26 protein-coding genes are annotated in these 22,731 nt (G+C 69.7%); 19 read left to right on the top strand and 7 right to left on the bottom strand.

Going from position 1 to position 22,731, the window contains the following annotated elements; genetic code table 11:
• The first annotated feature begins 45 nt into the window (after positions 1 to 45).
• From mbhE to ACRXBZ_RS14940, 15 genes are all read left to right on the top strand, one after another.
• On the top strand, positions 46 to 2,421 hold the full coding sequence (gene mbhE, locus ACRXBZ_RS15010) for a hydrogen gas-evolving membrane-bound hydrogenase subunit E (protein WP_433879650.1): 2,376 nt from the start codon (positions 46 to 48) through the stop codon (positions 2,419 to 2,421).
• Positions 2,418 to 2,963: an MnhB domain-containing protein gene (locus ACRXBZ_RS15005; protein ID WP_433879649.1), complete on the top strand. Its 546-nt coding sequence runs from the start codon at positions 2,418 to 2,420 to the stop codon at positions 2,961 to 2,963. The genes mbhE and ACRXBZ_RS15005 overlap by 4 nt, the downstream gene beginning before the upstream one ends.
• The gene (locus ACRXBZ_RS15000; protein WP_433879648.1) at positions 2,960 to 3,376 is read left to right on the top strand and encodes a Na(+)/H(+) antiporter subunit C; all 417 of its coding nucleotides are present in this window, start codon (positions 2,960 to 2,962) and stop codon (positions 3,374 to 3,376) included. The genes ACRXBZ_RS15005 and ACRXBZ_RS15000 overlap by 4 nt, the downstream gene beginning before the upstream one ends.
• Positions 3,373 to 4,908: a Na+/H+ antiporter subunit D gene (locus ACRXBZ_RS14995; RefSeq protein ID WP_433879647.1), complete on the top strand. Its 1,536-nt coding sequence runs from the start codon at positions 3,373 to 3,375 to the stop codon at positions 4,906 to 4,908. Before ACRXBZ_RS15000 ends, ACRXBZ_RS14995 begins: the two co-directional genes overlap by 4 nt.
• Positions 4,901 to 5,452 (top strand): Na+/H+ antiporter subunit E, encoded by a 552-nt coding sequence (locus ACRXBZ_RS14990; RefSeq protein WP_246868866.1) that lies wholly within the window; start codon positions 4,901 to 4,903, stop codon positions 5,450 to 5,452. Before ACRXBZ_RS14995 ends, ACRXBZ_RS14990 begins: the two co-directional genes overlap by 8 nt.
• 2 nt (positions 5,453 to 5,454) lie before the next feature.
• Positions 5,455 to 5,721: an MrpF/PhaF family protein gene (locus ACRXBZ_RS14985; RefSeq protein ID WP_168585324.1), complete on the top strand. Its 267-nt coding sequence runs from the start codon at positions 5,455 to 5,457 to the stop codon at positions 5,719 to 5,721.
• Positions 5,718 to 6,065, top strand: coding sequence for a monovalent cation/H(+) antiporter subunit G (gene mnhG / locus ACRXBZ_RS14980; RefSeq protein WP_168585323.1), 348 nt, complete (start codon positions 5,718 to 5,720; stop codon positions 6,063 to 6,065). The genes ACRXBZ_RS14985 and mnhG overlap by 4 nt, the downstream gene beginning before the upstream one ends.
• A 156-nt stretch (positions 6,066 to 6,221) precedes the next feature.
• Positions 6,222 to 6,500, top strand: coding sequence for a hypothetical protein (locus ACRXBZ_RS14975; RefSeq protein ID WP_168585322.1), 279 nt, complete (start codon positions 6,222 to 6,224; stop codon positions 6,498 to 6,500).
• A gap of 488 nt (positions 6,501 to 6,988) precedes the next feature.
• Positions 6,989 to 8,209 carry a M20 family metallopeptidase gene (locus tag ACRXBZ_RS14970; protein WP_433879646.1) on the top strand — a complete coding sequence of 407 codons (1,221 nt, stop codon included), beginning with the start codon at positions 6,989 to 6,991 and terminating at the stop codon, positions 8,207 to 8,209.
• 194 nt (positions 8,210 to 8,403) lie between these two features.
• Complete coding sequence (locus tag ACRXBZ_RS14965; RefSeq protein WP_433883883.1) at positions 8,404 to 9,624, top strand: amidohydrolase; 1,221 nt, start codon at positions 8,404 to 8,406, stop codon at positions 9,622 to 9,624.
• A 139-nt stretch (positions 9,625 to 9,763) separates the two neighbouring features.
• The gene (locus tag ACRXBZ_RS14960; protein WP_433879645.1) at positions 9,764 to 10,024 is read left to right on the top strand and encodes a DUF3224 domain-containing protein; all 261 of its coding nucleotides are present in this window, start codon (positions 9,764 to 9,766) and stop codon (positions 10,022 to 10,024) included.
• Between the two features lie 81 nt (positions 10,025 to 10,105).
• Positions 10,106 to 10,768, top strand: coding sequence for a hypothetical protein (locus ACRXBZ_RS14955; protein WP_433879644.1), 663 nt, complete (start codon positions 10,106 to 10,108; stop codon positions 10,766 to 10,768).
• A 650-nt stretch (positions 10,769 to 11,418) separates the two neighbouring features.
• The gene (locus ACRXBZ_RS14950) at positions 11,419 to 12,186 is read left to right on the top strand and encodes an HAD family hydrolase (protein ID WP_433879643.1); all 768 of its coding nucleotides are present in this window, start codon (positions 11,419 to 11,421) and stop codon (positions 12,184 to 12,186) included.
• A gap of 34 nt (positions 12,187 to 12,220) precedes the next feature.
• Complete coding sequence (locus tag ACRXBZ_RS14945) at positions 12,221 to 13,663, top strand: FGGY-family carbohydrate kinase (protein ID WP_433879642.1); 1,443 nt, start codon at positions 12,221 to 12,223, stop codon at positions 13,661 to 13,663.
• 251 nt (positions 13,664 to 13,914) lie between these two features.
• A complete protein-coding gene (locus ACRXBZ_RS14940; RefSeq protein ID WP_433879641.1) occupies positions 13,915 to 14,049 on the top strand; it encodes a hypothetical protein in 135 nt (44 codons plus the stop codon).
• A 69-nt stretch (positions 14,050 to 14,118) separates the two neighbouring features.
• Here ACRXBZ_RS14940 and ACRXBZ_RS14935 read toward each other — a convergent pair whose 3' ends face one another.
• The 3 genes from ACRXBZ_RS14935 to ACRXBZ_RS14925 form a co-directional block, all read right to left on the bottom strand.
• Complete coding sequence (locus ACRXBZ_RS14935) at positions 14,119 to 14,682, bottom strand: DeoR/GlpR family DNA-binding transcription regulator (RefSeq protein WP_433879640.1); 564 nt, start codon at positions 14,680 to 14,682, stop codon at positions 14,119 to 14,121.
• Positions 14,683 to 14,719: 37 nt separating this feature from the next.
• Positions 14,720 to 14,845, bottom strand: a complete 126-nt coding sequence (locus ACRXBZ_RS14930) for a hypothetical protein (RefSeq protein ID WP_433879639.1) — start codon at positions 14,843 to 14,845, stop codon at positions 14,720 to 14,722.
• Between the two features lie 81 nt (positions 14,846 to 14,926).
• The gene (locus tag ACRXBZ_RS14925) at positions 14,927 to 15,379 is read right to left on the bottom strand and encodes a gamma-glutamylcyclotransferase family protein (protein ID WP_010315748.1); all 453 of its coding nucleotides are present in this window, start codon (positions 15,377 to 15,379) and stop codon (positions 14,927 to 14,929) included.
• Positions 15,380 to 15,602: 223 nt separating this feature from the next.
• Between ACRXBZ_RS14925 and ACRXBZ_RS14920 the strand changes: the two genes are divergently transcribed.
• The 3 genes from ACRXBZ_RS14920 to ACRXBZ_RS14910 all read left to right on the top strand — a co-directional run bounded on the left by ACRXBZ_RS14920 (position 15,603) and on the right by ACRXBZ_RS14910 (position 18,940).
• Positions 15,603 to 17,006 (top strand): NAD(P)H-quinone dehydrogenase, encoded by a 1,404-nt coding sequence (locus tag ACRXBZ_RS14920; protein ID WP_168585318.1) that lies wholly within the window; start codon positions 15,603 to 15,605, stop codon positions 17,004 to 17,006.
• 266 nt (positions 17,007 to 17,272) lie between these two features.
• Complete coding sequence (locus ACRXBZ_RS14915; RefSeq protein ID WP_168585317.1) at positions 17,273 to 17,671, top strand: thiol-disulfide oxidoreductase DCC family protein; 399 nt, start codon at positions 17,273 to 17,275, stop codon at positions 17,669 to 17,671.
• Positions 17,672 to 17,911: 240 nt separating this feature from the next.
• The gene (locus tag ACRXBZ_RS14910) at positions 17,912 to 18,940 is read left to right on the top strand and encodes a tetratricopeptide repeat protein (protein ID WP_433879638.1); all 1,029 of its coding nucleotides are present in this window, start codon (positions 17,912 to 17,914) and stop codon (positions 18,938 to 18,940) included.
• Positions 18,941 to 19,363: 423 nt separating this feature from the next.
• On the opposite strand, the gene ACRXBZ_RS14905 is transcribed toward ACRXBZ_RS14910, so the two are convergent.
• Genes ACRXBZ_RS14905 through ACRXBZ_RS14895 form a run of 3 tightly spaced genes read right to left on the bottom strand, consistent with a single transcriptional unit; the run spans position 19,364 to position 20,311 of the window.
• Positions 19,364 to 19,513, bottom strand: coding sequence for a hypothetical protein (locus ACRXBZ_RS14905; protein ID WP_433879637.1), 150 nt, complete (start codon positions 19,511 to 19,513; stop codon positions 19,364 to 19,366).
• A 19-nt stretch (positions 19,514 to 19,532) separates the two neighbouring features.
• Positions 19,533 to 19,913, bottom strand: coding sequence for an MBL fold metallo-hydrolase (locus ACRXBZ_RS14900; RefSeq protein ID WP_433879636.1), 381 nt, complete (start codon positions 19,911 to 19,913; stop codon positions 19,533 to 19,535).
• Positions 19,883 to 20,311: an MBL fold metallo-hydrolase gene (locus ACRXBZ_RS14895; protein WP_433879635.1), complete on the bottom strand. Its 429-nt coding sequence runs from the start codon at positions 20,309 to 20,311 to the stop codon at positions 19,883 to 19,885. The genes ACRXBZ_RS14900 and ACRXBZ_RS14895 overlap by 31 nt, the downstream gene beginning before the upstream one ends.
• Before the next feature lie 422 nt (positions 20,312 to 20,733).
• Here ACRXBZ_RS14895 and ACRXBZ_RS14890 point away from each other — a divergent pair, with 422 nt between their 5' ends.
• Positions 20,734 to 21,915, top strand: coding sequence for a macrolide family glycosyltransferase (locus ACRXBZ_RS14890; RefSeq protein ID WP_433879634.1), 1,182 nt, complete (start codon positions 20,734 to 20,736; stop codon positions 21,913 to 21,915).
• Between the two features lie 70 nt (positions 21,916 to 21,985).
• Here the strand turns inward: ACRXBZ_RS14890 and ACRXBZ_RS14885 are convergent, their stop codons facing one another.
• Entirely contained in the window at positions 21,986 to 22,522 is a 537-nt protein-coding gene (locus tag ACRXBZ_RS14885) for an amidohydrolase family protein (RefSeq protein WP_433879633.1), read from the bottom strand.
• Positions 22,523 to 22,731: the final 209 nt, after the last annotated feature.

The raw sequence follows: 22,731 nt of genomic DNA, 5'->3' as shown, positions 1-22,731 counted from the left end.
GGCGGGTCCGGGTGACCACGACCAATCGGCGTCGAGGAGGTGCCTTTGCTCGCGTTCGTCATCGTGCACCTGCTGGTGGCTCTCGCGCTCCCGTTTCTCGCCCGGCGCAGCACCCGTGCCGCGTTCCTGACCGCGGCCGTCCCGCCGGCGGCGGCGCTGGTGTGGGTGCTGGCGCAGGCGCAACCGGTGCTGGCCGGGCAGGTGATCACCGAGACGGTCGCGTGGGCGCCGCTGATCGGACTGGAGTTCAGCTTCCGGCTGGACCCGCTCGCGCTGCTGATGACCGTGTTGGTGGCCGGCATCGGCGCGCTGGTGCTGATCTACTCCGACGCGTACTTCAGCCGCGGCGGCGGTGCCGCGAGGCGTTCCGCGCCGCTGCTGCTGGCCTTCGCGGGCGCGATGCTCGGGCTGGTCTTCGCCGACCACCTGATCACCGTCTACGTCTTCTGGGAACTGACCACGATCTGCTCGTTCCTGCTGGTCGGGCAGGCCGGGATCAGCCGCGAGTCGCGGCGGTCGGCGCTGCAGGCGCTGATGATCACCAGCCTGGGCGGGCTGGTGATGCTGCTCGGTTTCGTGGTGCTCGGCGAGTCCGCGGGCACCTACCGGATCTCCGAGCTGATCGCGAAGCCGCCCGGCGGCACCTCGGTCGCGGTGGCAGCGGTGCTGATCCTGGTCGGCGCGTTCACCAAGTCCGCGCAGCTGCCGTTCCACAACTGGCTGCCCGCCGCGATGGTGGCGCCGACGCCCATCAGCGCGTACCTGCACGCCGCGTCGATGGTCAAGGCCGGTGTGTTCCTGGTGGCCCGGCTGGGGCCGGTGTTCACCGGCATGCCCCAGTGGTGGTTGCCGACCGTGGTGTTCGGCCTGGCCACCATGCTGCTGGGCGGCTGGCGGGCGCTGCACGAGTACGACCTGAAGAAGCTGCTCGCCTACGGCACGGTCAGCCAGCTCGGCTTCCTGATGGTGCTGCTCGGCACCGGTACCTACACGGCGGCGGTCGCCGGGACCACGATGTTGTTGGCGCACGGCCTGTTCAAGGCCACGTTGTTCCTGATCGTCGGCATCATCGACCACCAGGCGGGCACCCGCGACATCCGGGAGCTGTCCGGGCTGGGCCGCCGGATGCCGTGGCTGGCGGGGATCGCGACCCTGGGCGCGGCGTCGATGGCCGGGCTGCCGCCGATGCTCGGTTTCGTCGGCAAGGAAGCGGCGTTCAGCGCTTTCCTCGGCGGCACGCAGCCGGAACTGCTGGTGGACATGGTGCTGGTGGTCGGCTCGATGCTGACCGTCGCCTACAGCCTCCGGCTGCTTTGGGGCGCCTTCGCGGCGAAACGGGACATCGCGCCGACCGAAGCGAAGCCGGCCGGCTTCGAGGCCCTGGTGCCCGCCGGGTTGCCCGCGCTCGCAGGCGTTGTCCTGGGCATCGGGTTCCCGATCGCCGACCGTCTCGCGAGCGCTTACGCCAGCGCCTTCCCGCCCGGCGACAACCCTTACCACCTGGGACTTTGGCACGGATTGACGCTGCCGCTGCTGCTGTCGGCGATCGCGGTCACCGGCGGTGTCGTGCTGCACCTTGGGCGGGCGCGCCTGACCGCGCTGCGCAACGAGCTGCCGCGCCTGCTGGACGCGCAGCGCGGGTACGAGCGGATCATGGCTCTGCTGGAGCGGATCGCGGTCGGGGTCACCGGTCGCCTGCAGGTCGGTTCGCTGCCGACCTACCTCGGCATCATCCTGCTGACCGTGCTGGCGATCCCCGGCTCGGCGCTGTTAATGCGTGCCAGCGTGCCGGCGGACCTGCGCCTCTACGACAACCTCCTGCAGATCCCGTTGGGGATCGTGGTGGTCGTGGCGGCGATCGCGGTGCTGCGCTCGCGCCGCCGGTTGACCGGGGTGCTGCTGGTCGGCGTCGTCGGCTACGGCATCGGTGGGCTGTTCATCGTGGACGGTGGCCCGGACCTTGCGCTGGCGCAGTTCCTGGTCGAGACGTTGACGCTGGTGGCGTTCGTGTTCGTGCTGCGCCGGCTGCCGGTTCGCTTCACCCAGTCCGAAACGCGGACCACGCGGGCGCTGCGGGTGCCCAAGGCGATCATCGCCGGCGCGGCCGGAGTGTTCATCTCGCTGGCCGCGGTCGTCTTCGGCGCGGCCCGGCAGGCGCCGTCGGAGGCCAGCGCCGAGTTCATCGCCAACGCCGAGAAGGGCGCCGGCGCGACCAACGTGGTCAACGCGATCATCGTCGACTTCCGCGCCTTCGACACGGTCGGCGAGATCTCGGTGCTCGCCGTCGCGGCGACCGGCGTCGCCAGCCTGATCCTGGCGTCCCGGCACGAACGGCGGAGACGCAGCACCCGCGTGGCACCGGCGACGCGGGTCAAGATCCCGGCCCTTGCCGAGCAGCAGCAGGAGGAGGTGCGCGAATGACATCGCCGACGAAGCCCAAACCCGCCTGGACGAGCTGGGACGCCCCGAGCGAACGCTGGCTGCTGTCCGGCTTCCCCCGCGAAGGGACACAGCGCACCGTGCTGCTGGAGCTGGCCTCCCGGATCGTGTTCCCGACGGTGCTGGTGCTGTCGATCTACCTGCTGTTCGCCGGGCACGACCGGGCCGGCGGCGGCTTCAGCGGCGGCCTGGTCGCCGGGCAGGCGTTCGTGCTGCGCTACCTCGCCGGCGGCCGGATGGACGACAGCGCCGTCGTCTCGATGCGCCCGCCGGTGCTCATCGGCCTCGGCATGACCATCGCGACCGGCTCCGCGTTCCTGCCGCTGTTCTTCGGCGGGCAGATCCTGGAGACTGCGATCTACAAGTTCACCGTGCCGCTGCTCGGTGAGATCAAGTTCGTCTCCAGCGTGTTGCTGGACAGCGGGGTCTACCTGCTGATCGTCGGCGTCGTGCTGGACCTGCTGCGCACCCTGGGCTCGGGCATCGAAGCCGACGTCGAAGCGGCGGCCAGGGGGCAGCGATGACGGTCAACCTGACGATGGCGGTCGTGCTCGCCGTGCTGTACTCGGTCGGCTTCTATCTGCTGATGCAGCGCTCGCTGATGCGGATCCTGCTGGGCATCGTGATCCTCGGCCACGGCTCCAACCTGCTGCTGCAGACCGCCGGCGGCCCGCCGGCCGGCGCCGCGATGATCGGTACCACCCCGCCGGACGAGATGGCCGACCCGCTGCCGCAGGCCATGGCGCTCACCGCGATCGTGATCACCTTCGCGCTGACCACCTTCCTGCTGGCGCTGGCGTACCGGTCGTGGACGCTGCTCGGCCACGACGAGGTCCGCGACGACGTGGAGGACCGGCGCATCCAGCGGATGGAGCGCCGCCTCGCCGAGTCCGAGGACGACAGCACCGAAGAACTGGCGAAGGAGGCCACGCAGTGACAGTCCTGGTGGCCTTGCCCGTGTTGTTGCCGTTGGCCGCTGCTGGACTGTCGTTGGCGCTGGGTCGGTTCGCCGACCTGCAGCGCGCACTCGGGCTCCTGGTGCTCGGCGGGATCATCGTCGACGCGGCCGTGCTGCTCTACGTCGCGGACCGCTACGGCCCGGTGGTGCTGCAGATGGGCGCGTGGCCCGCGCCGTTCGGCATCACCCTCGTCGCCGACCGGCTTTCGGCGCTGCTGCTGGTCGTTTCGTCGGTGGTGACCTTCGCGGTGCTGATCTATTCGATCGGCCAGCGCATCACCGACTACGGTCGCCAGCGCTCCAGCACCACGTTCCACCCGATGTACCTGATGCTGTGCGCGGGCGTGTCGCTGGCGTACCTCACCGGCGACCTGTTCAACCTGTTCGTCGCGTTCGAGATCATGCTGAGTTCGTCGTACGTGCTGATCACCCGGCGCACCACGGCCACCCGGATCCGGGCGGGCATGACCTACACGATCGTCAGCCTGGCCTCGTCGCTGCTGTTCATCACGATGATCGCGCTGGTGTACGCGTCCACGGGCACGGTCAACCTGGCCGACCTGGGCGAGAAGGTGCGGCAACTGCCGGACGGGCTGCAGGTCGCGCTCGCGCTGCTGGTGGTTATCGTCTTCGGGGTGAAGGCGGCGATGGTGCCGCTGCACTTCTGGCTGCCGGACAGTTACCCGACCGCGCCCGCGCCGGTCACCGCGGTCTTCGCCGGACTGCTGACCAAGGTCGGCATCTACGCGCTGATCCGCACCCAGACGCTGGTCTTCAGCCATTCCGAGAGCTGGAACCTGATGCTGGGCATCGCGCTGATCACCATGATCGTCGGCGCGCTGGGCGCGCTGGCGCAGAACGACCTCAACCGGCTGCTGTCGTTCCTGCTGGTCAGCCACATCGGGTACATGCTGTTCGGGCTCGGCGTATACGACGTGGTGGGGCTGACCGGCGTGATCCTCTACGTGGTGCACCACATCACCGTGCAGGCCACGTTGTTCCTGGTCAGCGGTTTGATCACGCGGCACACCGGCACCGTGGCGCTGACCCGGATGGGTGGGCTGGCGAAGGCCGCGCCGCTGATCGCGGTGTTGTTCGCGCTGCCTGCGCTGAGCCTGGCCGGGGTGCCGCCGTTCTCCGGCTTCGTCGCCAAGCTGGCGCTGCTGCAGGCCGGTGCCGGCGCGGGCACCTGGACGGCCTACGCGGTGACCGGCGGGGCGGTGCTGACCAGCCTGCTCACCCTGTACGCGATGGCGCGGGTGTGGACCCGGGCGTTCTGGGGCCAGGTCAAGGCGCCGGAGCCGGACCCCGATCCCACCGACGAGCTTGTCGTCGGCACTGCCACGTCGAACCGGCCGATGGTCTTCGCGAGCGGGGTGCTGGTGGCGGCGAGCGTGGTGATCGCCGTGGTGGCGGGTCCGCTGGCCGACGTCAGCGGGCGGGCGGCGACCGACCTGATGCACGGCGAGACCTATCGGACGGCGGTGCTGGGAGGTGTCGCCAGTGAGTGAGCAGGCGATCGGTCGCCGGCGGCGGCTCGTGCAACGGCTACCGCTGGTGGCCTGGCTGACCCTGGTCTGGGTGATGCTTTGGGGCACCTTCGACCTCGGCACGCTGTTCTTCGGCCTGGTGGTGGCGCTGCTGGTGTCCACCGTGTTCCCGCTGCCGCCGATCAGCACCAACATCAAGGTGCGGCCGCTGCGGCTGTTGCAACTGGTCGGCTACCTGGCTTGGGACCTGGTGAGCTCCACGGCGCGAGTGTCGTGGCAGGCGCTGCGCCACGGGCCGAACGCGAAGTCGGGCATCGTCGCGGTGACGCTGCGGACCGACTCCGACCACATCACCGCGATGGTCGCCAACGCGGTTTCGCTGGCGCCCGGCCAGTTCGTCCTGCAGATCGACCGGGTCAACCGGATCTGCTACGTCTACGCGCTCGGCATGCGGGTCGAGGACGTCGAATCGGTGCGGCGCGACGTGCTGGCGCTGGAGCGGCGGGTGGTGCAGGCGGTCGGCTCGGCGAACGAGCTGGCGCTGGTTAGCGGACAGGAGGGGTGAGCATGGCCTGGGTCTTCGCGATCACCGTCGGCCTGCTGTGCGTGGCCGGCCTGCTGGTGGTCGTCCGGTTGCTGCTCGGCCGCACCACCCTGGACCGGATCGTGGCGGTCGACGTGTTCGTCACGCTGACCGTCGCGGGGACCTGCGTCGGTATGGGCTGGCTGGGCGACGGCTCGAACATCGCGTTGCTGGCCGCCTTCGCGTTGCTGGCCTTCATCGGTTCGGTCAGCGCGGCGCGGTTGATCGAGAAGAAGGAGCCGTACCGATGAGCTGGTTGGACGTGTTCTCCGCGGTGTGCCTGATCGGCGGCGCGCTGTCCTGCCTGTTCGGCGCGATCGGGGTGTTGAGCTTCCCGGACGTGACGGCCCGGCTGCAGGCGGCGACCAAGCCGCAGACCCTCGGGCTGATCCTGATCCTGATCGGCACCGCGGTGCAGCTCGACTTCATCTACGCCTCGGGGCTGATCCTGGTCGGCCTGTTCCAGATGCTCACCGCGCCGGTGCTGGCGCAGCTCGTCGGCCGGGCGGCGTACCGCGCAGACAGCATCGACCGGGAAACCCTGGTGGTGGACGAGCTCGGCGACCGCATCGAGCGGGAGCGGCGGGTTCGCTGACCCAGGTGGTACGCAGGCGTGTCGCGCTGCGCCAATCCGGCACAATTCGCGCGGGACTGATCACTCTCGGAGTCGAATATGATCAAATAGACCTGCATGGGTGACCGCCTGACTGTGTGGTCAACGGACGCGGCGTTAGAAGGGTGTGGAGCCATAATGTGGCGGACCGGCCGCGTGCTCGCTGGCCTCGCGATCACGTTGTTCCTCTTGTTCGCACCGCCCGCGTTGGCGGAGGGCGGAGCCGCGCCCACCGAAGCGCCGGTGGTCGTGCTCGCCCAGGAACCGGGCCCGCCGCCCGCTCCATCCGCCCAGCCGCCGACCGACGAGCGGCAGCGCCTCGCCATCGGCGTCACCGGCGTCGTGTTGATCGCGCTCGTGCTGTTATCCCGCAAGCTGAGGAAGAAGTCCGTCTTCTTCGTCAAGTGGAAGAAGTAGCAGAAGGCGATAAAACCTGGCGGGGTGGTCGGTTCTTTGCGGGATTATTTCGTGCCAATTCTCGCCATGGACTAGACCTAGCGCCGAACCTGTGGGATTTTCACAACTGGCCGCGTGCGCGGACCCGGCCCCGCCAGGGGTAACGGCGGCTCCAGTGCACCAGCCAAGGGGTATCTAGCCCCCCACCGACGTGGGCCGGCACCGGGAAGCCCCCCGACCGGTGTCGGCCCACACCTTTTCCTGGAGATCGCGCGAGTACGGTCGCTCGAAGTGACCTCGGACACTGCCCAGACCGCGGGACCCGCCTCGGCAGCCGACCCGGGTTGTTGCCGGCGCATTCGATTAACAATATGTAAATATCGCCGGGACTCGAATTCTTCGGTACTGCCGAATCGGCGCCACCCGTTCGTCGCAGTGTGGGTACCGGTGGGCTCCCGGCCGCGCATCGAGCCCGCGCCCCGGATCCGGATGATGCAGGATGGGCGCAAATGAGAACCACCCCGCTCCCGCGCCCCGATGCCGAACGTTCCGCCGCAGCGCACGCCCACTGCCGCGCCTCGGTGCAGCGCCACGAAGCGGAGCTGGTCGAGCTCTCCCGCAGCATCCACGCCGAGCCCGAGCTCGCGTTCGCCGAACACCGCAGCGCCGCCAAGGTCGCCGACCTGCTCGCCCGGCACGGCTTCACCGTCCGAACCCCGGTCGCCGGCCTGGACACCGCACTGGTCGCCGAGGCGGGCAGCGGCGAGCTGGTCGTCGGCATCTGCGCTGAGTACGACGCGCTGCCCGAGGTCGGGCACGCCTGCGGGCACAACGTCATCGCCGCCGCCGGAGTCGGAGCCGCGCTCGCGCTGGCAGAGATCGCCGACGACCTGGGCGTCACGGTGCGGCTGATCGGGACCCCGGCGGAGGAGACCGGCGGCGGAAAGGTGCTGATGCTGGAACGCGGCGTCTTCGACGACGTCGCCCTGGCGATGATGGTGCACCCGGGTCCGGAAGAGGTCTGCCGCCCGGCCTCGCTGGCCATCACCGACCTGGAGGTCCGATACACCGGGCGCGAGGCGCACGCCGCGGCGGCCCCGGAACTCGGCCGCAACGCGGCCGACGCGCTGACGGTCGCGCAGGTCGCCATCGGCCTGTTGCGGCAGCACCTGGAGCCGAGGCAGATGGTGCACGGTATCGTTACAGCAGGTGGCGCGGCACCGAACATCGTTCCCGCGCACACTGCGGCGGTTTACAACCTGCGTGCTGCCGAAGCGCGCTCCCTGCAGCGCCTGGAGAACCGCATTCGGGCCTGCTTCGAGGCGGGTGCGACGGCGACCGGATGTGAGCACGAAGTCGTGCAGATCTCCCCGGTCTACGCGGAGCTGAGCCCCGATGGATGGCTGTCGGAGGCGTACCGCCGCGCGATCACCGAGCTCGGGCGCGAACCGCTCGACCGGGGCGAAGAGCAGGGCCGGGTAATCGGCAGCACCGACATGGGCAACGTGACCCAGGCCTTGCCCGCGATCCATCCGATGATCGCGGTGGACTGCGGCGACGCGGTCAACCACCAGGCGGAATTCGCCGCAGCCTGCGCGACCCCGGCCGCGGATGGAGCGGTGCTCGACGGGGCAGTGGCGATGGCCTGGACCGCGGTGGCCGCCGCATTGGACGGCGCGCAACGAGATCGCCTGCTGGCGGCCGTGCGCGACCGGTCCGGTCGGAGTTAGTCGGAAGAGTTCTGCGCGTCGGGAGGCGTGGCGTGACCGTGGTGGATTCTCGTGGCCCGGAGCCGGGCCAGTCCCGGAACGGTGGTTCTGCGGTGGAAGAGGTGGATTGGGATGCGGCGGAGCGCTCCGCCGTCGCCCGGGGCACCCTCGTCGCGGCGGGTGTGGACGGGCCGAGTGCGCCCATCGGCAGCACCATGTCCAGGGTGGAATCCGCCGTGGACGACCTCGGTGCTGGTCGTGGACCGTCCTGGCTGGATGCCTGGCTGGACGAGAACGCGCACCGTGTGGTGGCCTGGCGACGGCACATCCACGCCTATCCGGAGCTTTCCCGCGCCGAGCACGAGACCACCGCGTTCCTCGCGGAGCGGCTCACCCGGGCCGGCCTGCGCCCCCGGATCCTCCCGGTGGGAACCGGCCTGGTCTGCGACATCGGCGGCGAGACCAGGCCCGGTCAGCGCACTGTGGCGCTGCGGGCCGACATCGATGCGCTGCCGCTGACCGAAGCCATCGGACTGCCGTATGCATCCACAGTGGACGGTGTTGCGCACGCCTGCGGGCACGACGCGCACACGACGGTCGTGCTCGGTGCCGCGCTGGCGCTGGCCGTCGCGCCGAACCTGTCCGGCCGGGTGCGGGTGATCTTCCAGCCAGCCGAAGAAGTGATGCCCGGCGGCGCCCTCGACGTGCTGGCCGCCGGCGCACTCGACGGAGTGGACCGGATCTTCGGGTTGCACTGCGACCCGCGGCTGCTGGTGGGCCAGGTCGGAACACGGGTCGGGGCCATCACTTCGGCGAGCGACCTGCTGGAACTCCGGCTGACCTCGCCCGGCGGGCACACCTCGCGCCCGCACCTGACCGCGGACCTGGTGCACGCGCTGGGCACCGTCATCACGGGCCTGCCGACGTTGCTGTCGCGCCGGGTCGATCCGCGCACCGGGACCGTCCTGACCTGGGGCGCGGTGCACGCGGGGGAGGCGCCGAACGCCATCCCGCAGGACGGCGTGCTCACCGGAACGCTGCGAACGGGCGACCGCGACACCTGGGCGAAGCTGGAGCCGCTGGTGCACGAACTCGTGCACAGCCTGCTGGCACCCCTCGGCGTCGGGTTCGACCTGCAGCACCGGCGCGGGGTGCCGCCGGTGGTCAACGAAGCGGAGAGCACCGAGGTGTTCCGGGCCGGGATCGCGGCGGGGCTCGGCGAAGACGCCCTGGCCAGCACGCCGCAGTCGTCCGGCGGCGAGGACTTCGGCTGGTACCTGGAGCACGTGCCGGGCTCGTTCGCCCGGCTGGGCGTGCACTCCGGGGTCGGTCGGGTCAAGGACCTGCACCAGCCGACGTTCGCGCTGGACGAGCGAGCGCTGTTCGTGGGCATCAGGGCAATGGTGAACACCGCCCTGACCAGCCTGGAACGCTGACCGCCACGGCCTTCCGCTCCCACCCACCGGGAGGCCGTGTTCGTCGGCCGCTCGGCGACGCTGTTCACCGCCGCGTTTGACCAGGCGAAGGGCCCGCCGGTACCTACGTGGCGATGGAGTCCTTCGAGGGTTCTTTTCTTTGCAAGGCCGCGAGGCCGCGGGGCCGCGAGGCCGCGGGGCCGCGAGGCGCGAGGCCGCGGGGCGCGAGGGCGCGTTCAACTTTGCCCACTCGGCGACCACTTCCCGCAGCGACCGCAGCAACGGCAGCAAGGAGTTCTTCACCATCATGCCGTTGCGCGGGACCGGTGAGCTGGCCGGGATCACCGGCGGCGGATTGGCCGTCGACGCCGACGGCACGCACTGGGTTTACGAGCTCCGGGCCGCTTCGCCGGAGTCCTGATGATCCCGGCCGATTCCACCTGATTGAGGTGTATCCGGTCGCGGCTGTATCTGTTCGCGGGGTTCCCGCCTCTTTAAAGGCATGACCGCGAACATCATCTCCCCCGAAGTGCGGCCGCCGGAGGCCGCCGAACACGACGGCCCGGGCAGCTGGCCTTCGCTGCACGGTGCCATGACCCACCGCGACGCGGAGCAGGTGCTCGGCTGCGCCGAGCTCGCGGCCGGTCTCGACGAAGGGGACTGGGTGGAGCCCTGGTACGGGGTGGTCATCCCGGCCGCCCGAGTCCACGACCAGCTGACCCGCGCAGCTGCCGCGCTGCTGCGCGCCGGGCCGCACGCCGTGCTGTCCGGCGCGACTGCGGCGGCGATGCACGGCTGCGATTCCGCAGCCGGCGGTGTTGTGCACGTGACCATCCCCTACGACCGCGAACTCCGCTCCCAGCCGGACCTCGTCATCCACCAGGCATGGGTCCGGGAGTGCGACGTCGTCGAGCTCGACGGACTGCGCACCCAGGCGTTGGACGTCGCCATCTGCGAGCTGCTGTGCACCGGCGAGCAGCGCCCAGCGCTGGATTGCCTTGAACAGGCGCTAGCCCAGCTGGGCGACACCGCCGAGCGCTTTCGGGCGCTCGTCGCCGAACGGCTCGCTCGGCGCAGAGATCGCCGGGGCACCCGGCAGGCCGCCGCCTTGCTCCAGCTCGCCTGGTCGAGGCCGCGCGGCGAGTTGGTCGGAGGTGCGCGATGAGCCCCCGGACATCAACTCGCGCGCCGCAACCGACCGGCTGCCTGGGCGGCCTCGCGCACTCCGGCGAACCGCGCGTAGGCGTCGTCGTAAAGCGCGGTTGGCCTCGCCTGGGTGCAACGGATCGGATGTCCCGACCAGGTCGCGGGCCACCTCGCTGATGCCGCGCCCCGCCAGCAGCGCGTGCGCGGTCCCGGCCGCGCCCCGGGCCCCGGCCTGTTCATCGGTGGTGCGGACGACCGGCAACCGTTCCTAGGGTGAGTGGCCATTATTGGTCATGTCATCCGAAGCCGGACTGATCCGGTGATCTCCCGAACGGTCGTGGAGATCTGGGAACAACACGAGTTGGGCACCTCGGTCCAGCATGGTCTTGTGACCACGGTGTGGAGTGCCCGCTGTCCTTGGTGCTGGTGTCGCCCGGGTGCCCGTGACGGAAGAACACCCGTGAGCGTTTTTGGGTGCCATAGCACCCAAAAACACTCACGGCGTCCCGCTTACCGAAACGCTCCTCGAGATCCGCATAACCGCGAACACCCCCGCCATGCCGGAGGTGTCGACCCTGCTCGGACGGCACTCGGTCGACTCGGTCGACTCGACCCGTAAATATCACAGCCTGGAGTGTTAAAAATTTCAAGATTGATGTTATTTTGGCGATGGGACGTGACACCAAGGTCCCCGTTGCGGACCACGACCGGGAAGGACGCGACGTGCCGCATCAACCCCGTTCCGAATCGGGAGCCGACCGCATTGAACTCGTGCTGCTCGACGTCGGCGGCCCCATCTACGACGACAAGGCCTACCGCGACGCGTTGCTGCGTGCCGCGCGCGAACTGGCGGCCGAAGACGGCCGGAGCATCGAGGAAGCCGAGTTCCAGCAGGTCTACGACGAGCGCCGCCAAACCCAGGGCGGGTCCCTGCGCACCGCGGTCGCCGAGCGGTTCCTCACCGCGCAGGACCGGCAGCGGTTGTCCGACCGCGCCGAGCGCTACTGGGAGTACCCGCCATCGGCGTTGCACCCCGACGTGCTCCCGACGCTGCGGCAGCTCGCCGGGCGCTACAAACTCGCGGTCGTGGCCAACCAGCGGGCGGTCGTCGTGGACGCGTTGCGCCGGGATGGCGTGGCCGACTTCATCGACATCTGGGCGGTTTCGGAGGTCGTCGGCGCGGAGAAGCCGGACCCGCGGATCTTCCAGCACGCCCTGCGGGAAGCCGGCGTTGAGCCGAAGCACGCGGCGCACGTCGGCAACCGCCTCGACACGGACGTGCGCGGCGCGCACCGCGTCGGGCTGCGCACGGTGTGGGTGGTGCGCGGCGAAGCTCCGCCGGAACCGACGCCGGAGCAGTTCGCCGAACCCGATGTGGCGGTGTACTCGCTGGCCGAACTGCCCGATGCCTTGGAGAGGTTGCAGGAGGCCCGATGAGCGAACAGCTTTCGACCGCGCTGGCGGCTCGCCGATGACCGAACTAGTCGCGGGTGTCGACGTCGCGACCGCCAACGTCCGGGTGCAGGTCCACGATCCGGCCGGCGGGGTGGTGGCCTCGGCGTCCCGGCCACTGCCGCAGCCGGTGCGGTCGCGCGGTGGACGCTCCGAACAGGACGCGACCACTTGGTGGCCCGCGGTCCGCGACTGCCTCGCCGAATGCACGACGGCATTGGGGCCGCGCAGCACCGAGATCCGCTCGCTTGCGATCTCGGCGACCTCGGGCACGGTCGTCCCAGTCGATGGCGACGGCGAACCGCTCACCGCTGCGCTGATGTACGACGACCGGCGCGCCGAAGCGGAAGCGCGGATCGCCGCCGAGGTCGGCGCGGACCGCTGGCGGCGCACCGGGATCACCCCGTCGGCGGGTTCCGGGCTGGCCCGGATCGGCTGGCTGGCGCGGCACCTCCCGGACGGCACAGCGCTGGTTTGCCACCCCCCGGACCTCATCGCCTGGAAGCTGGTCGGGCACCCCGTCGCCACCGACTCCAGCCACGCACTGAAGAGCGGCTACGACGCCGTGGCAGGCGAGTGGGAGACCGAGATCTTCGAGGCATTGGGCGTGCCGGACCGCCTGCTGCCGGAGGTCGTGCGCCCGACGGCGGTGCTTGGCGCCGTCGACGCGAGAGGAGCGGCGCAGACCGGCCTGCCGGTCGGCTGCGAGGTGCGCGCCGGGATGACCGACGGCTGCGCGGGTCAGCTGGCTTGCGGAGCAGTCGACGTCGGGCATTTCGTGACGGTCCTCGGGACAACCTTGGTGCTGAAGGGAGTTGCCGAGGAACTCGTGCACGACCCGGCTGGTGCGGTGTACAGCCACCTGCACCCGGACGGGATGTGGCTGCCCGGCGGCGCGGCGAACATCGGCGGCTCCGCACTGTCCGATTTGGACACCGCTGAGCTGCCGAGCCTGGACGCGGCGGCGACCGAGCGGGGACCGGCCAGCGTGGTCAACTACCCGCTGCGCGGCGAGGGGGAGCGGTTCCCGTTCGTCGCCGAGCACGCCACTCGGTTCGTGCTGGGCGCGCCGAAGGATCGGATCGACGAGTACCGCTCCCGCCTCGAAGGCGTCGCCTTCTGCGAGCGGCTCGCGCTGGAGCGGCTGGCCCAGCTCGGTGCCCCGGCGGAAGGCGCCGTGCGCACCGCAGGCGGCGGCGCCCGCAGCATTGCCTGGTGCCGGATCCGGGCGTCGGTCCTGGACGCCCCGGTGCTGCGCGTCCGAGGCGCGGGAACCGCGCTTGGTGCGGCGCTGCTGGCGGCCAGCGGTTCGGTCTACCCGGACCTGAGCACGGCGGCAGCCGCGATGGTGCCCGGGGGCGAACTCGTCGAGCCGGTGCCGGCGGAGGTGCCCCAACTGGACGACAGCTACCGGCGCTTCCTCGACGAGCTCCGCACCCGGGGCTGGATCTCCGCGACCTGATCAGGATTCGGCGAGGGCTTCGGCGGCGGTGAGGCCCGGATCCAGGGCACCGCCGGATGACCGCAGGCCGGCAGCCCAGGACCCAGTCGACCTGCTCGGCGAACCGCTCGGCGATCCGTCCGGATCTCCTTCTCCGAGTCGACGCAGGAAATCCTTCGCAATGGCACGGGTTTTCGCGCTCCCGCGGTGCGATCGACCCGGGGAACTGGTAATCGGACCGGATCCGCTCGTCCTCTTCGAGGACCGCGACGATGCGTGCAGTCCAGGCGATGTCACCACCGCTGGCCGGGGCCATGTGGGGCGGTGAAGGTGAGCATGTCGCGATGCCAGGTCGCGTCGTCAGCGGCCCTAAAGACGAACCCGCCGTCCCGCACGACTCGTTGTGAGCTTCGGCGACTCGGGCTTCGATCGCGTCTGCCCCTGGTGCTCCGCCACCGTGCCAACGCTGACGTGTCCTACCGCGATGTGGAACGACTCAGCGTGGCTGGAGTTCCGCGGTACGGCGCCAACTCGTGCACGGCGCGTCGGTCGAACTTGGAGTGATCCAGCAGCACCCGCTTGCCAGTGGTCTCCATCAGTGCGCGCTTGACCTGGATCGTCTCCTGCGAGCGGTGCAGGCAGTGCCCCTCGACCACCGCGGTGGTCGACATGAACAGCACGTCGGAGCGCATCGTGCGGGCCATGCTGGCCGTGTGCAGGCCGAGGAACGCGTCGTAGGGCGGCTGGTAGTCGCCGCCGAGTCCGATCAGGTGCAGGCCGGGTTCGCCGCTGAGCAGGTTGATCACGGAGAGGAAGTTCGTCACGACGGTGAGCGGACCCAGCGGGGCAAGCCGTTCGGCGACCGCCAGCGCACTGGTGCTGTCGTCGAGCGCAACCACTTGACCAGGCGAAACGAGTCGCACCGCGTGCTTGGCGATGCGGGCCTTCTCGTCGGCCGCGTCGGCGATCCGGGCCCGCACCGAGGTCTCAGCAGCGCGGTCGGCGTCGATGTCGCGCCGCCGCGCACCTTGCGCAGCCAACCTTGTTGTTCGAGGACGTCCAGGTCGCGGTGGATGGTCATCCCGCTGACGCCGTGCTTGGCGGCAGCCCCTCGATTCGGACGAACCCGCTGGCCAGCACTTCCTGGCGGATTTGCTCACGCCGGTCCTGCTGGTTGACCGGCATGCCGCCGTTCTCGGCCACGGACACCCCTCACCGCACGTGTGCAACCGGAGTGATTATCACACGTGAGACGTGATATTCGGGGTGGACGTCACGCGGTGTTCACGGGCCGACGTTGTGGCACGGCCGTTTGCGCAGCTTCTCGACGTAGTCCTCGGGAGCCCCCGCCGCTTCGGCGGCATCGGCCATCACGCCGAGATAACGCGCCGACGGCAGCCCGCCCTCGTAGGCGTCCAGCACGTACAGCCAGGCCAGCACCGATCCGTCCAGCGTCTGCACCCGCAGCCGCAGCTTCTTGTGCATGCCGAGCTCGGCGCCCTCCCAGTTGTCGAGCTGCTGCTCGTCCTCCGGGCTGACGTCGTAGAGCACCGTGAAAACCTGCGAACCCGGCTGCTCGACGATCGTGGCGAGGGCCCCTTCCCAGCCGTAGTCCTCGCCGCCGAAGGTCAGCCGCCAGTCCACCAGCCAGCCCGTTCCCGCCATCGGGGAGTGCGGGGCGCGCTTCATCATCTGGGCCGGATCCATGTTGGATCCGTACGCGGCGTACAGAGGCACGCCCAACAGGGTAGCGATCGACAGCCCGTGCGGCGGAGCGGACTACGTCACGAATGTGGGTAACTGTGACGTCCGGGCCGATCACGTCTTCCCCGCGGGATGACCGCGGGTGGTCTGCGCCACGATGGTCAACTCGGGCGGTACCACCCGAAATGACTGGACTTGTCGCAGCGTACGGTGAGTTCGGCGCCCACAAGGCAGGCGGACCGAGGAGGAGCGCGAAGTGACCCGCATCGTGATCATGGGAGGCGGCCCCGCGGGCTACGAGGCGGCGCTGGTCGCGGCTTCGAACGGGGCGGACGTCACGCTGGTCGAGCCGGAGGGCCTCGGCGGGGCGTGCGTGCTCTACGACTGCGTGCCGTCGAAGACCTTCATCGCGTCCGCGGGCGCCCGCTCCGCGTTCCGGGACGCGCGTGATCTCGGCATCCGCACCAAGAGCGAGGACTCCGACGTCGACGTCGCGGTCGTGCACGGCCGGGTCAAGGGCCTGGCGCTCGCGCAGTCCGCCGACATCCGCTCCAGGGTCCGCCGCGAGGGCGTGAAGATCCTGCCCGGCCGCGCGCGGTTCACCAACCCGACCAAGGGCATGGCCGTCCACCACATCGGCGTCGACCTCGCTGACGGCGGCTTCGAGGAGTTGGCCGCGGACGTCGTCCTGATCGCCACCGGCGCCACGCCCCGCATCCTCCAGGGCGCCGAGCCCGACGGGGAGCGGATCCTGACCTGGCGGCAGCTCTACGACCTGCCCGAACTGCCTGAGCACCTGGCCGTGATCGGCTCCGGTGTGACCGGTGTGGAGTTCGCCTCCGCGTACACCGAGATGGGCGTCAAGGTCACCATGATCTCCAGCCGCGACCGGGTGCTGCCGCACGAGGACGCGGACGCCGCTGCGGTGCTGGAAGAGGTTTTCGCCGAGCGCGGCACCGAGGTCGTCAAGCACGCCCGGGCGGAGAAGGTGGAGCGCACCGACTCGGGGGTGCTTATCCACCTCGCAGACGGGCGACAGGTCGAGGCCAGCCACGCGCTGATGACGGTCGGCTCGGTGCCGAACACCACCGACATCGGCCTGGAGCGGGTGGGCATCGAGCCCGACCGCGGCGGCTACATCCCCGTCGACCGGGTATCGCGGACCAACGTGCCCGGCGTCTACGCGGCAGGCGACTGCACCGGTCTGCTGCTGCTGGCATCGGTGGCGGGCATGCAGGGCCGCATCGCGATGTGGCACGCGCTCGGCGAAGGCGTCACGCCGATCAAGCTCAAGACCGTCGCGGCGAACGTCTTCACGCACCCGGAGATTGCCACGGTCGGGATCAGCCAGCAGGCGATCGACTGCGGAGACGTGCCCGCGCGGACCGTGATGATGCCGCTGGCCACCAACCCGCGGGCGAAGATGGAAGGCCTGCGGCGCGGTTTCCTGAAGGTCTTCTGCCGCCCGCAGACCGGCGTGGTCGTCGGTGGCGTCGTGGTGGCGCCGAACGCCAGCGAGCTGATCCTGCCGATCGCGCTCGCGGTGCAGAACCAGGTGACGGTGGACAACCTGGCGAACACGTTCTCGGTGTACCCGTCTCTGTCCGGCTCGCTGACCGAGGCCGGTCGCCTGCTGATGCGCCACGACGACCTGGACTGAGCGCCGACCGGTCGGCTGGGACTTCCCGGCCGACCGGGTTGATCCGCGGATTCGCGCTCCGGCGCCAGCGTCGCGCAGCGGAGCTCCGAAACCGCCCCCGGGGGGTCTGCTGCTCGACGTGACTTCCGCTTCACCAGGATGATCACCGCACTGATGCTGCTCGGCAACACATACCCGCTGTGCCGAAACCGGCCTCGTTTGCGACCGTTGTTGGTGGGTGCACCCGCCGCACCTGGCGGGCCCGGTGGAAAGGGACACGCGAGGCCATGAGTGAGCTGCCGGTGTTGATCTACGACGGCGACTGCGGGTTCTGCACGCGTAGCGTGCGGCTTGCGGAGCGGTTGCCGGTCCGCATACGCATCCAGGCTTGGCAGGAGGCAGATCTCGCGGCGATGCGGACAACCGCGGACCGGGCCCGGCACGAGGTGCTGTGGGTGGCCACGTCCGGTCGGGTGTTCGGCGGCGCGGCCGCGGTCGCGGAGCTGCTCAAGGAGTGCCGCGCGCCGTGGCCGGTGCTCGGTTGGGGCATGTCCGCCCCGGTGCTGCGGCTGCTGGCTGATCGGGCGTATCGGTGGGTCGCGGCGAACCGCTTCCGACTGCCTGGTGCCACCCCGGCCTGCCAGCTGCCACCCGCCGAACGTCCCGGCCATTCGGATCGTTCCTGACCGACGTCGATCTCGGCCAAAAGTACTAGGAGTGGTTGCTTCTTTCCTGGCCGATCGGTTGATCTGGGCTGCCAATTCGGCTGAGCCGCCGGACCCCCGCCGAGCCGTAACTTGGATGTCGTTCGGGGGTACGAAAAGGCCCGTGCCCTCCGCTCCAGGGGACCGGCGGAGGGCACGGCCGCAATCCAGACTTGGTGCGTCTTGAGCACCAGAGCGGCAGGAATGGCGAGGTGGCTTGAGATGTACGGGAAGGCGTTCGCACCGGAGTACCAAGGGCAGCTCCGGGACATGTCGGTCAACACGGCCTACGAGGACGTGCTGGCGGCGGCGTTGGAACGCGAGTCGCAGGCGGTGGACGAGGGCTCCGGGCTGGAGCTCGCGCAGGCGCGCCTGGCGGTTGCGGAGGCGTACCGGCGCCTCGGCCGGCTTGACGAGGCGGACGCGGCGTGGCGTGCGAGCTACCGGGCGGCCCGCGACGCGGGCGAGCAGGGCGCGATGGCGTGGGCGCTGTGGAGCGGCGGCACCCTGGCCCGGCAGCGCGGGCAGATGACCGCCGCGGTGCGCTGGCTCAGCTCCGCGCGGGACCTGGCCAAGAAGGCCGGTGAGCTGATCGCGTACGGCTATTCGGTCGCCGGAATCGCCGAAACGCTGCGGATCCGGGGGGATTACGAGGAGGCCCGCGTGCTCCACGAGGAGCTGCTGGCGGAGGCCCGTCGGCGGGGCGAGTGCCGGCACACGGTGTGGGCATTGGAAGGCCTGGCGCAGCTCGACCGCAACGCGGGCGATCTGGACTCCGCTTGGCGGCGGTTCGAGGAGGCCGCCGAGATCGCCGAAGCGGGCGGGGATGAGCGGGGCCTCGCCTGGGCGTTGCGGGGGCTGGCGGACGTCATGTCGTTACGCGGGGAGCACGACGAGGCGCTGCGCCTGCTGTCGCGGGCCGAGCAGATCTGCCGCCGGATGGACCTGACCAGCGCCCTGGCCTACAACCGCAAGATGCGCGGCAATGTCCTCTTCCGCGCGTGCTGGTACGGGGAGGCCGCACGCACCTACCGGGATGCGCAGAACATGTTCCGGTCCATCAACGAACCGCGCGGTGCCGCGCTGGCCGAGCTGGGCTTGTTGAAAAGCCTCGACAAGCTGGGCCGACCACGACCGGTCACCGAAAGGGATCTGCGCGCCCTGCGGGACGCGTTGGACAGCCGGGAACTGCGGCACACCAGGCGAATGGTGGAGGAGGCGATCAGCGAAATGGCAGAGATCGCGGCCTGAGCGCTCCGCCTCGTGCGCGCGAAACACTGGATACGACTGGGTGTTCTCCGCTTCTGGCCGCGGGGTCTGGAACGGAAGCTGTGCCCCAATTCCCGGCCGAGCCCGAAGTAGTGGCGGAAGTTATAGATCAGCGGGCCCCACTCCGCTGGGTCGACGTGGTGGGTGCCGGGAACCACGAGGCGTGGGTCGCAGCGCACCCGCAGCACCTGCGCCTCGATGATGCGGAAGTTCTCGGCGGCATCTGCCTGCACCCGAGTCGCCCGGGCCTCAAGCTGAACCGGGCACTCGGCGACGCGGGGCGGGTGCACCAGGTCGGACGGCTCCGGGCGAAGTCCGGCGGCGCCGAACTTTTCCGGCTCGGAGCGGAACACGCCGCGCTTTTGGTCCGGAACCGGGTTCCGGCCGGTCAGGGGCGCCAGCCGCTCAACGGCGGACGCCTGCTCGGGTGCCGGGAAGTTGATCATGCGCCCATGCGGACGACATGGGCGCGAGGTTGGCCGTGCCGTCCGAGTTCTCGGTCGACAACAGCACGACCGGCGTCCCGAAGTACAGGATGCTCGGCGCGATGGTCACGTGGTCGACCGCAGCACTGCTATTGGTTCGGGCGTCGTTGCCGGGCGTCATGGTGTCCATGACCAGCAACTGTAGGGAGGTGTCGTTTCGGTGAAGGCCGAACTGTTGTGGGCGACGTCGTGAGTTTTTGCGCCACTGCACGGAGTTCCGCACCGGCTTTGCTGCTGATCGGTTCCCCGTGGCCGAAGCAGGCGACCTCGGTGTCGAGTTCGGCGAGGCAGTGGAACGACTCGATGGTCCGCGCGCGATCCACGTTGAACGTGCCGAGCATCAGCTCGCCAACGTTGGCGATCGTGTCCCCAGTGAAGAGAATTCGGCTCTTTGACAAATAAACAGCGATGCTCCCATCGGTGTGCCCCGGGATGGAAATCACCCGCGCGCCGCCCGCGAAGTCCAGCACGTCTTCGTCGCCGAGTTCGTGGTCGACCGGGCAGGGCGGCGCAGGCGAAACGTTAGGGTTGCTCCCTCGAGCAGAGGGCGTTCCCAATCGAGCAGCACGGGCTCGGCCTTCTTCCGCTCGCCCCGGACGACGGGCGCGTCGGCGCCGTGGGCCAGCACCGGCGCACCGGTAGCGGCGCGGAGCTCGGCGGCCGAACCGACGTGGTCCTCGTGCCCGTGGGTGATGACGATCCGCTCCAGATCGATGCCCAGTTCGGTCAGCAGCCCCGTGTTGGCCGAACCGGAATCGGCGATCACGGTGTCGATGAGGGTCGCGGAGCGGACCTCGTGCCACAGGTAGGCCTGTCTGGATTCGAGCCGCAGCATGTGGAGGTTCGGCGCGATCTCGATCACGTCCATGCCACCAACTTAAGCCGCGGTTCGGGCGGCGCTCGCCGTTTCCGTTGCGGGTGAACGTGTTCGCTGCGTGACCGGCCGCACAGCACGCGCGCCTTGGCGAAATGGACGCGACATCGGGCGGGCTGTCCGTTAGGCTCGAACGATGGCCCAATGGCAGCAGTTCTACCACTGATCAAGCCGCCGCGAACGCGGCGATGTTCAGGCGATTTCACCGTCTGACCCACGGCGCTTCGACGCGCATCCCGTTCCCCGGTCGGGGGATTCGTGCACACTCGTGAAAACCCGGGTGCTGACTGCTGGTCTCCGGCTGTCCGCGTGCCGATGTTCTGTGACGAGTGGCTGATGCGGTCGTGCGCTGCGATCCGAGCTACCTTTCGCGCTGCTCGCTGACCGAGGGCGCTTCTGATCAGGAGTAGAACCAGATGGCCAAGACGGCTCAGAACAGCTTCCGCACCAGGCCCGCGCACATCGCGTTCATGTCCATCCCGGCGCACGGACACGTCAACCCTGGACTGGGGTTGGTCACCGGTCTGGTGGAGCGCGGGCACCGCGTCACGTACGCCACGACCGATGACTTCGCGTCACAGGTCGAGGAGGCCGGTGCGACGCCGGTCCGCTACACCTCGACGTTGCCGGGGCCCTCGGCCGCCACGCAAGAGTGGCCGGAAGAAGAGGTCCCGGCCCTGACGATGTTCCTCGACGAGACCATGGCCGCAGTGCCGCAGCTCGAACGGGCGTACGCGGCGGACCGTCCGGATCTCATCGTGTACGACATCGCGGCCTTCCCCGCCCTCGTACTGGCCGAGAAATGGCAGGTGCCCTGCATCCAGCTGTCTCCGACCCACGTCTACTTCGAAGGCATCGAGGAGACCTTCGGCATCGAACCGTCGCCCGAGTCCTCCGCGGTGCACGCCAGGTACGACGAGTACTTCGTCCGGCAGGGTGTCGAGGTGACCTTCCAGGACATGGGGAAGCCGCGCCGCGGCATCGTGACCATTCCCCGGACGTTCCAGTACGGGGAGCGGGTTTCAGACTCGTTCGACTTCGTCGGCCCGATGCTCACCGACCGGGCATTCCAGGGGGATTGGCAGGCCCCGGATTCTCGTCCGGTGCTGGTGATCTCGCTGGGCTCGGCCTACAACCACCAGTTGGAGTTCTACCGCAATTGCCTGCGGGCGTTCGCCGACCTCGACTGGCACGTGGTGATGTCGGTCGGGCGGTCCACGGACCCGGCGGAACTCGGTGAGCTCCCGCCGAATTTCGAGGTGCGGCAATGGATTCCACAGCTCCGGGTGCTGTCGCAGGCGAGCGCGTTCATCACGCACGCGGGCATGGGCGGCACTATGGAGGGCCTGTCCCACGGGGTGCCGCTGATCGCGGTTCCGCAGGCGACCGACCAGTTCATGAACGCGGCCCGGATCGAGGAACTTGACCTGGGAACCCGGCTGGACTGCGAGACGGTCACCCCGGAGCAGCTCCGGGAGGCCTTGGAGCAGATCACCACGAGTGAGGTGGTTCGGCTGCGGTTGAATGAAATGCGGCAGGAGATCCAGGAAGCCGGTGGCTTGCGGCGGGCCGTCGAAATCCTCGAATCCATGCTGTGACGACCGATGTCGAGGTGGGCTGCCGGGCAACCCCGGTGGCCCACCGTTCCGCAACGCGAAGCAACCACGGCTAGCCGAGGCGTTCGCTGGCGGCCGTAGCGAGCCGCCCGGCCTGCGCCACGTCCCCGATCAGCCTGCCGTGGCGCTTGACCACCCGGCCGGCGACCAGCACCGTGTCGACGTTGCCCGGGTGTGCCGCGAGCACGAGCGCTTCGGCGGATGCGTTGAGCGGCGAAAGTTTCACGTCATCGGCCCTCGGCAGTACGACGTCGGCTTCCTTGCCCGGCGTCAGCGAGCGGGTGCGGTCTGCCACGCCGCAGGCTGCTGCACCCTGAGAGGTCGCCCAGCGCAGAACCTCCCTTGTGGACAGTTTCCTTCCTGAGGGCGATGGTGCGCGCCTCGACCGCGATCCGCAGCTACGTGAACATGTCGCCTGCTGCGGCGGTTCGCTGTCCACGCTGAGGATTGGTGCGAGGCCGGCGTGCAGCAGGCGTTCGATCGTCGGCAGGCCCAGCCCGGGCCTGGTCAGCTCGATCTGCGACGCGATGGAGATGCTGACGCCGTGGTCGGCCGCGAGCTCGTGGTCGCCGCAACTCGAGACGTGCACGAAGGTGAGATCCGGCAGGAGCAGGCCCGCTCGTCCGGCAGGGCTACGTAGTCGTTGCCGGAGACGTGCATGGTGATCGGGATCCCGAGCTCGCGCGCCATCCTGAAGTCTGCGGTGGTGACTTCAGGGACCGTGCTGCGTGGCCCGCGTGCGCCCATGGCCAGGGTGAGCAGGCCGTCGTCAACGGGTATCTTCTCCCGCAGCTGGCG

This window comes from Saccharopolyspora hattusasensis, assembly GCF_050972075.1.
In the GTDB taxonomy this organism is placed as follows: domain Bacteria; phylum Actinomycetota; class Actinomycetes; order Mycobacteriales; family Pseudonocardiaceae; genus Saccharopolyspora; species Saccharopolyspora hattusasensis.
Note: the sequence above shows the minus strand (reverse complement) of the source record. Positions and strands in the feature narration are given on the sequence as shown.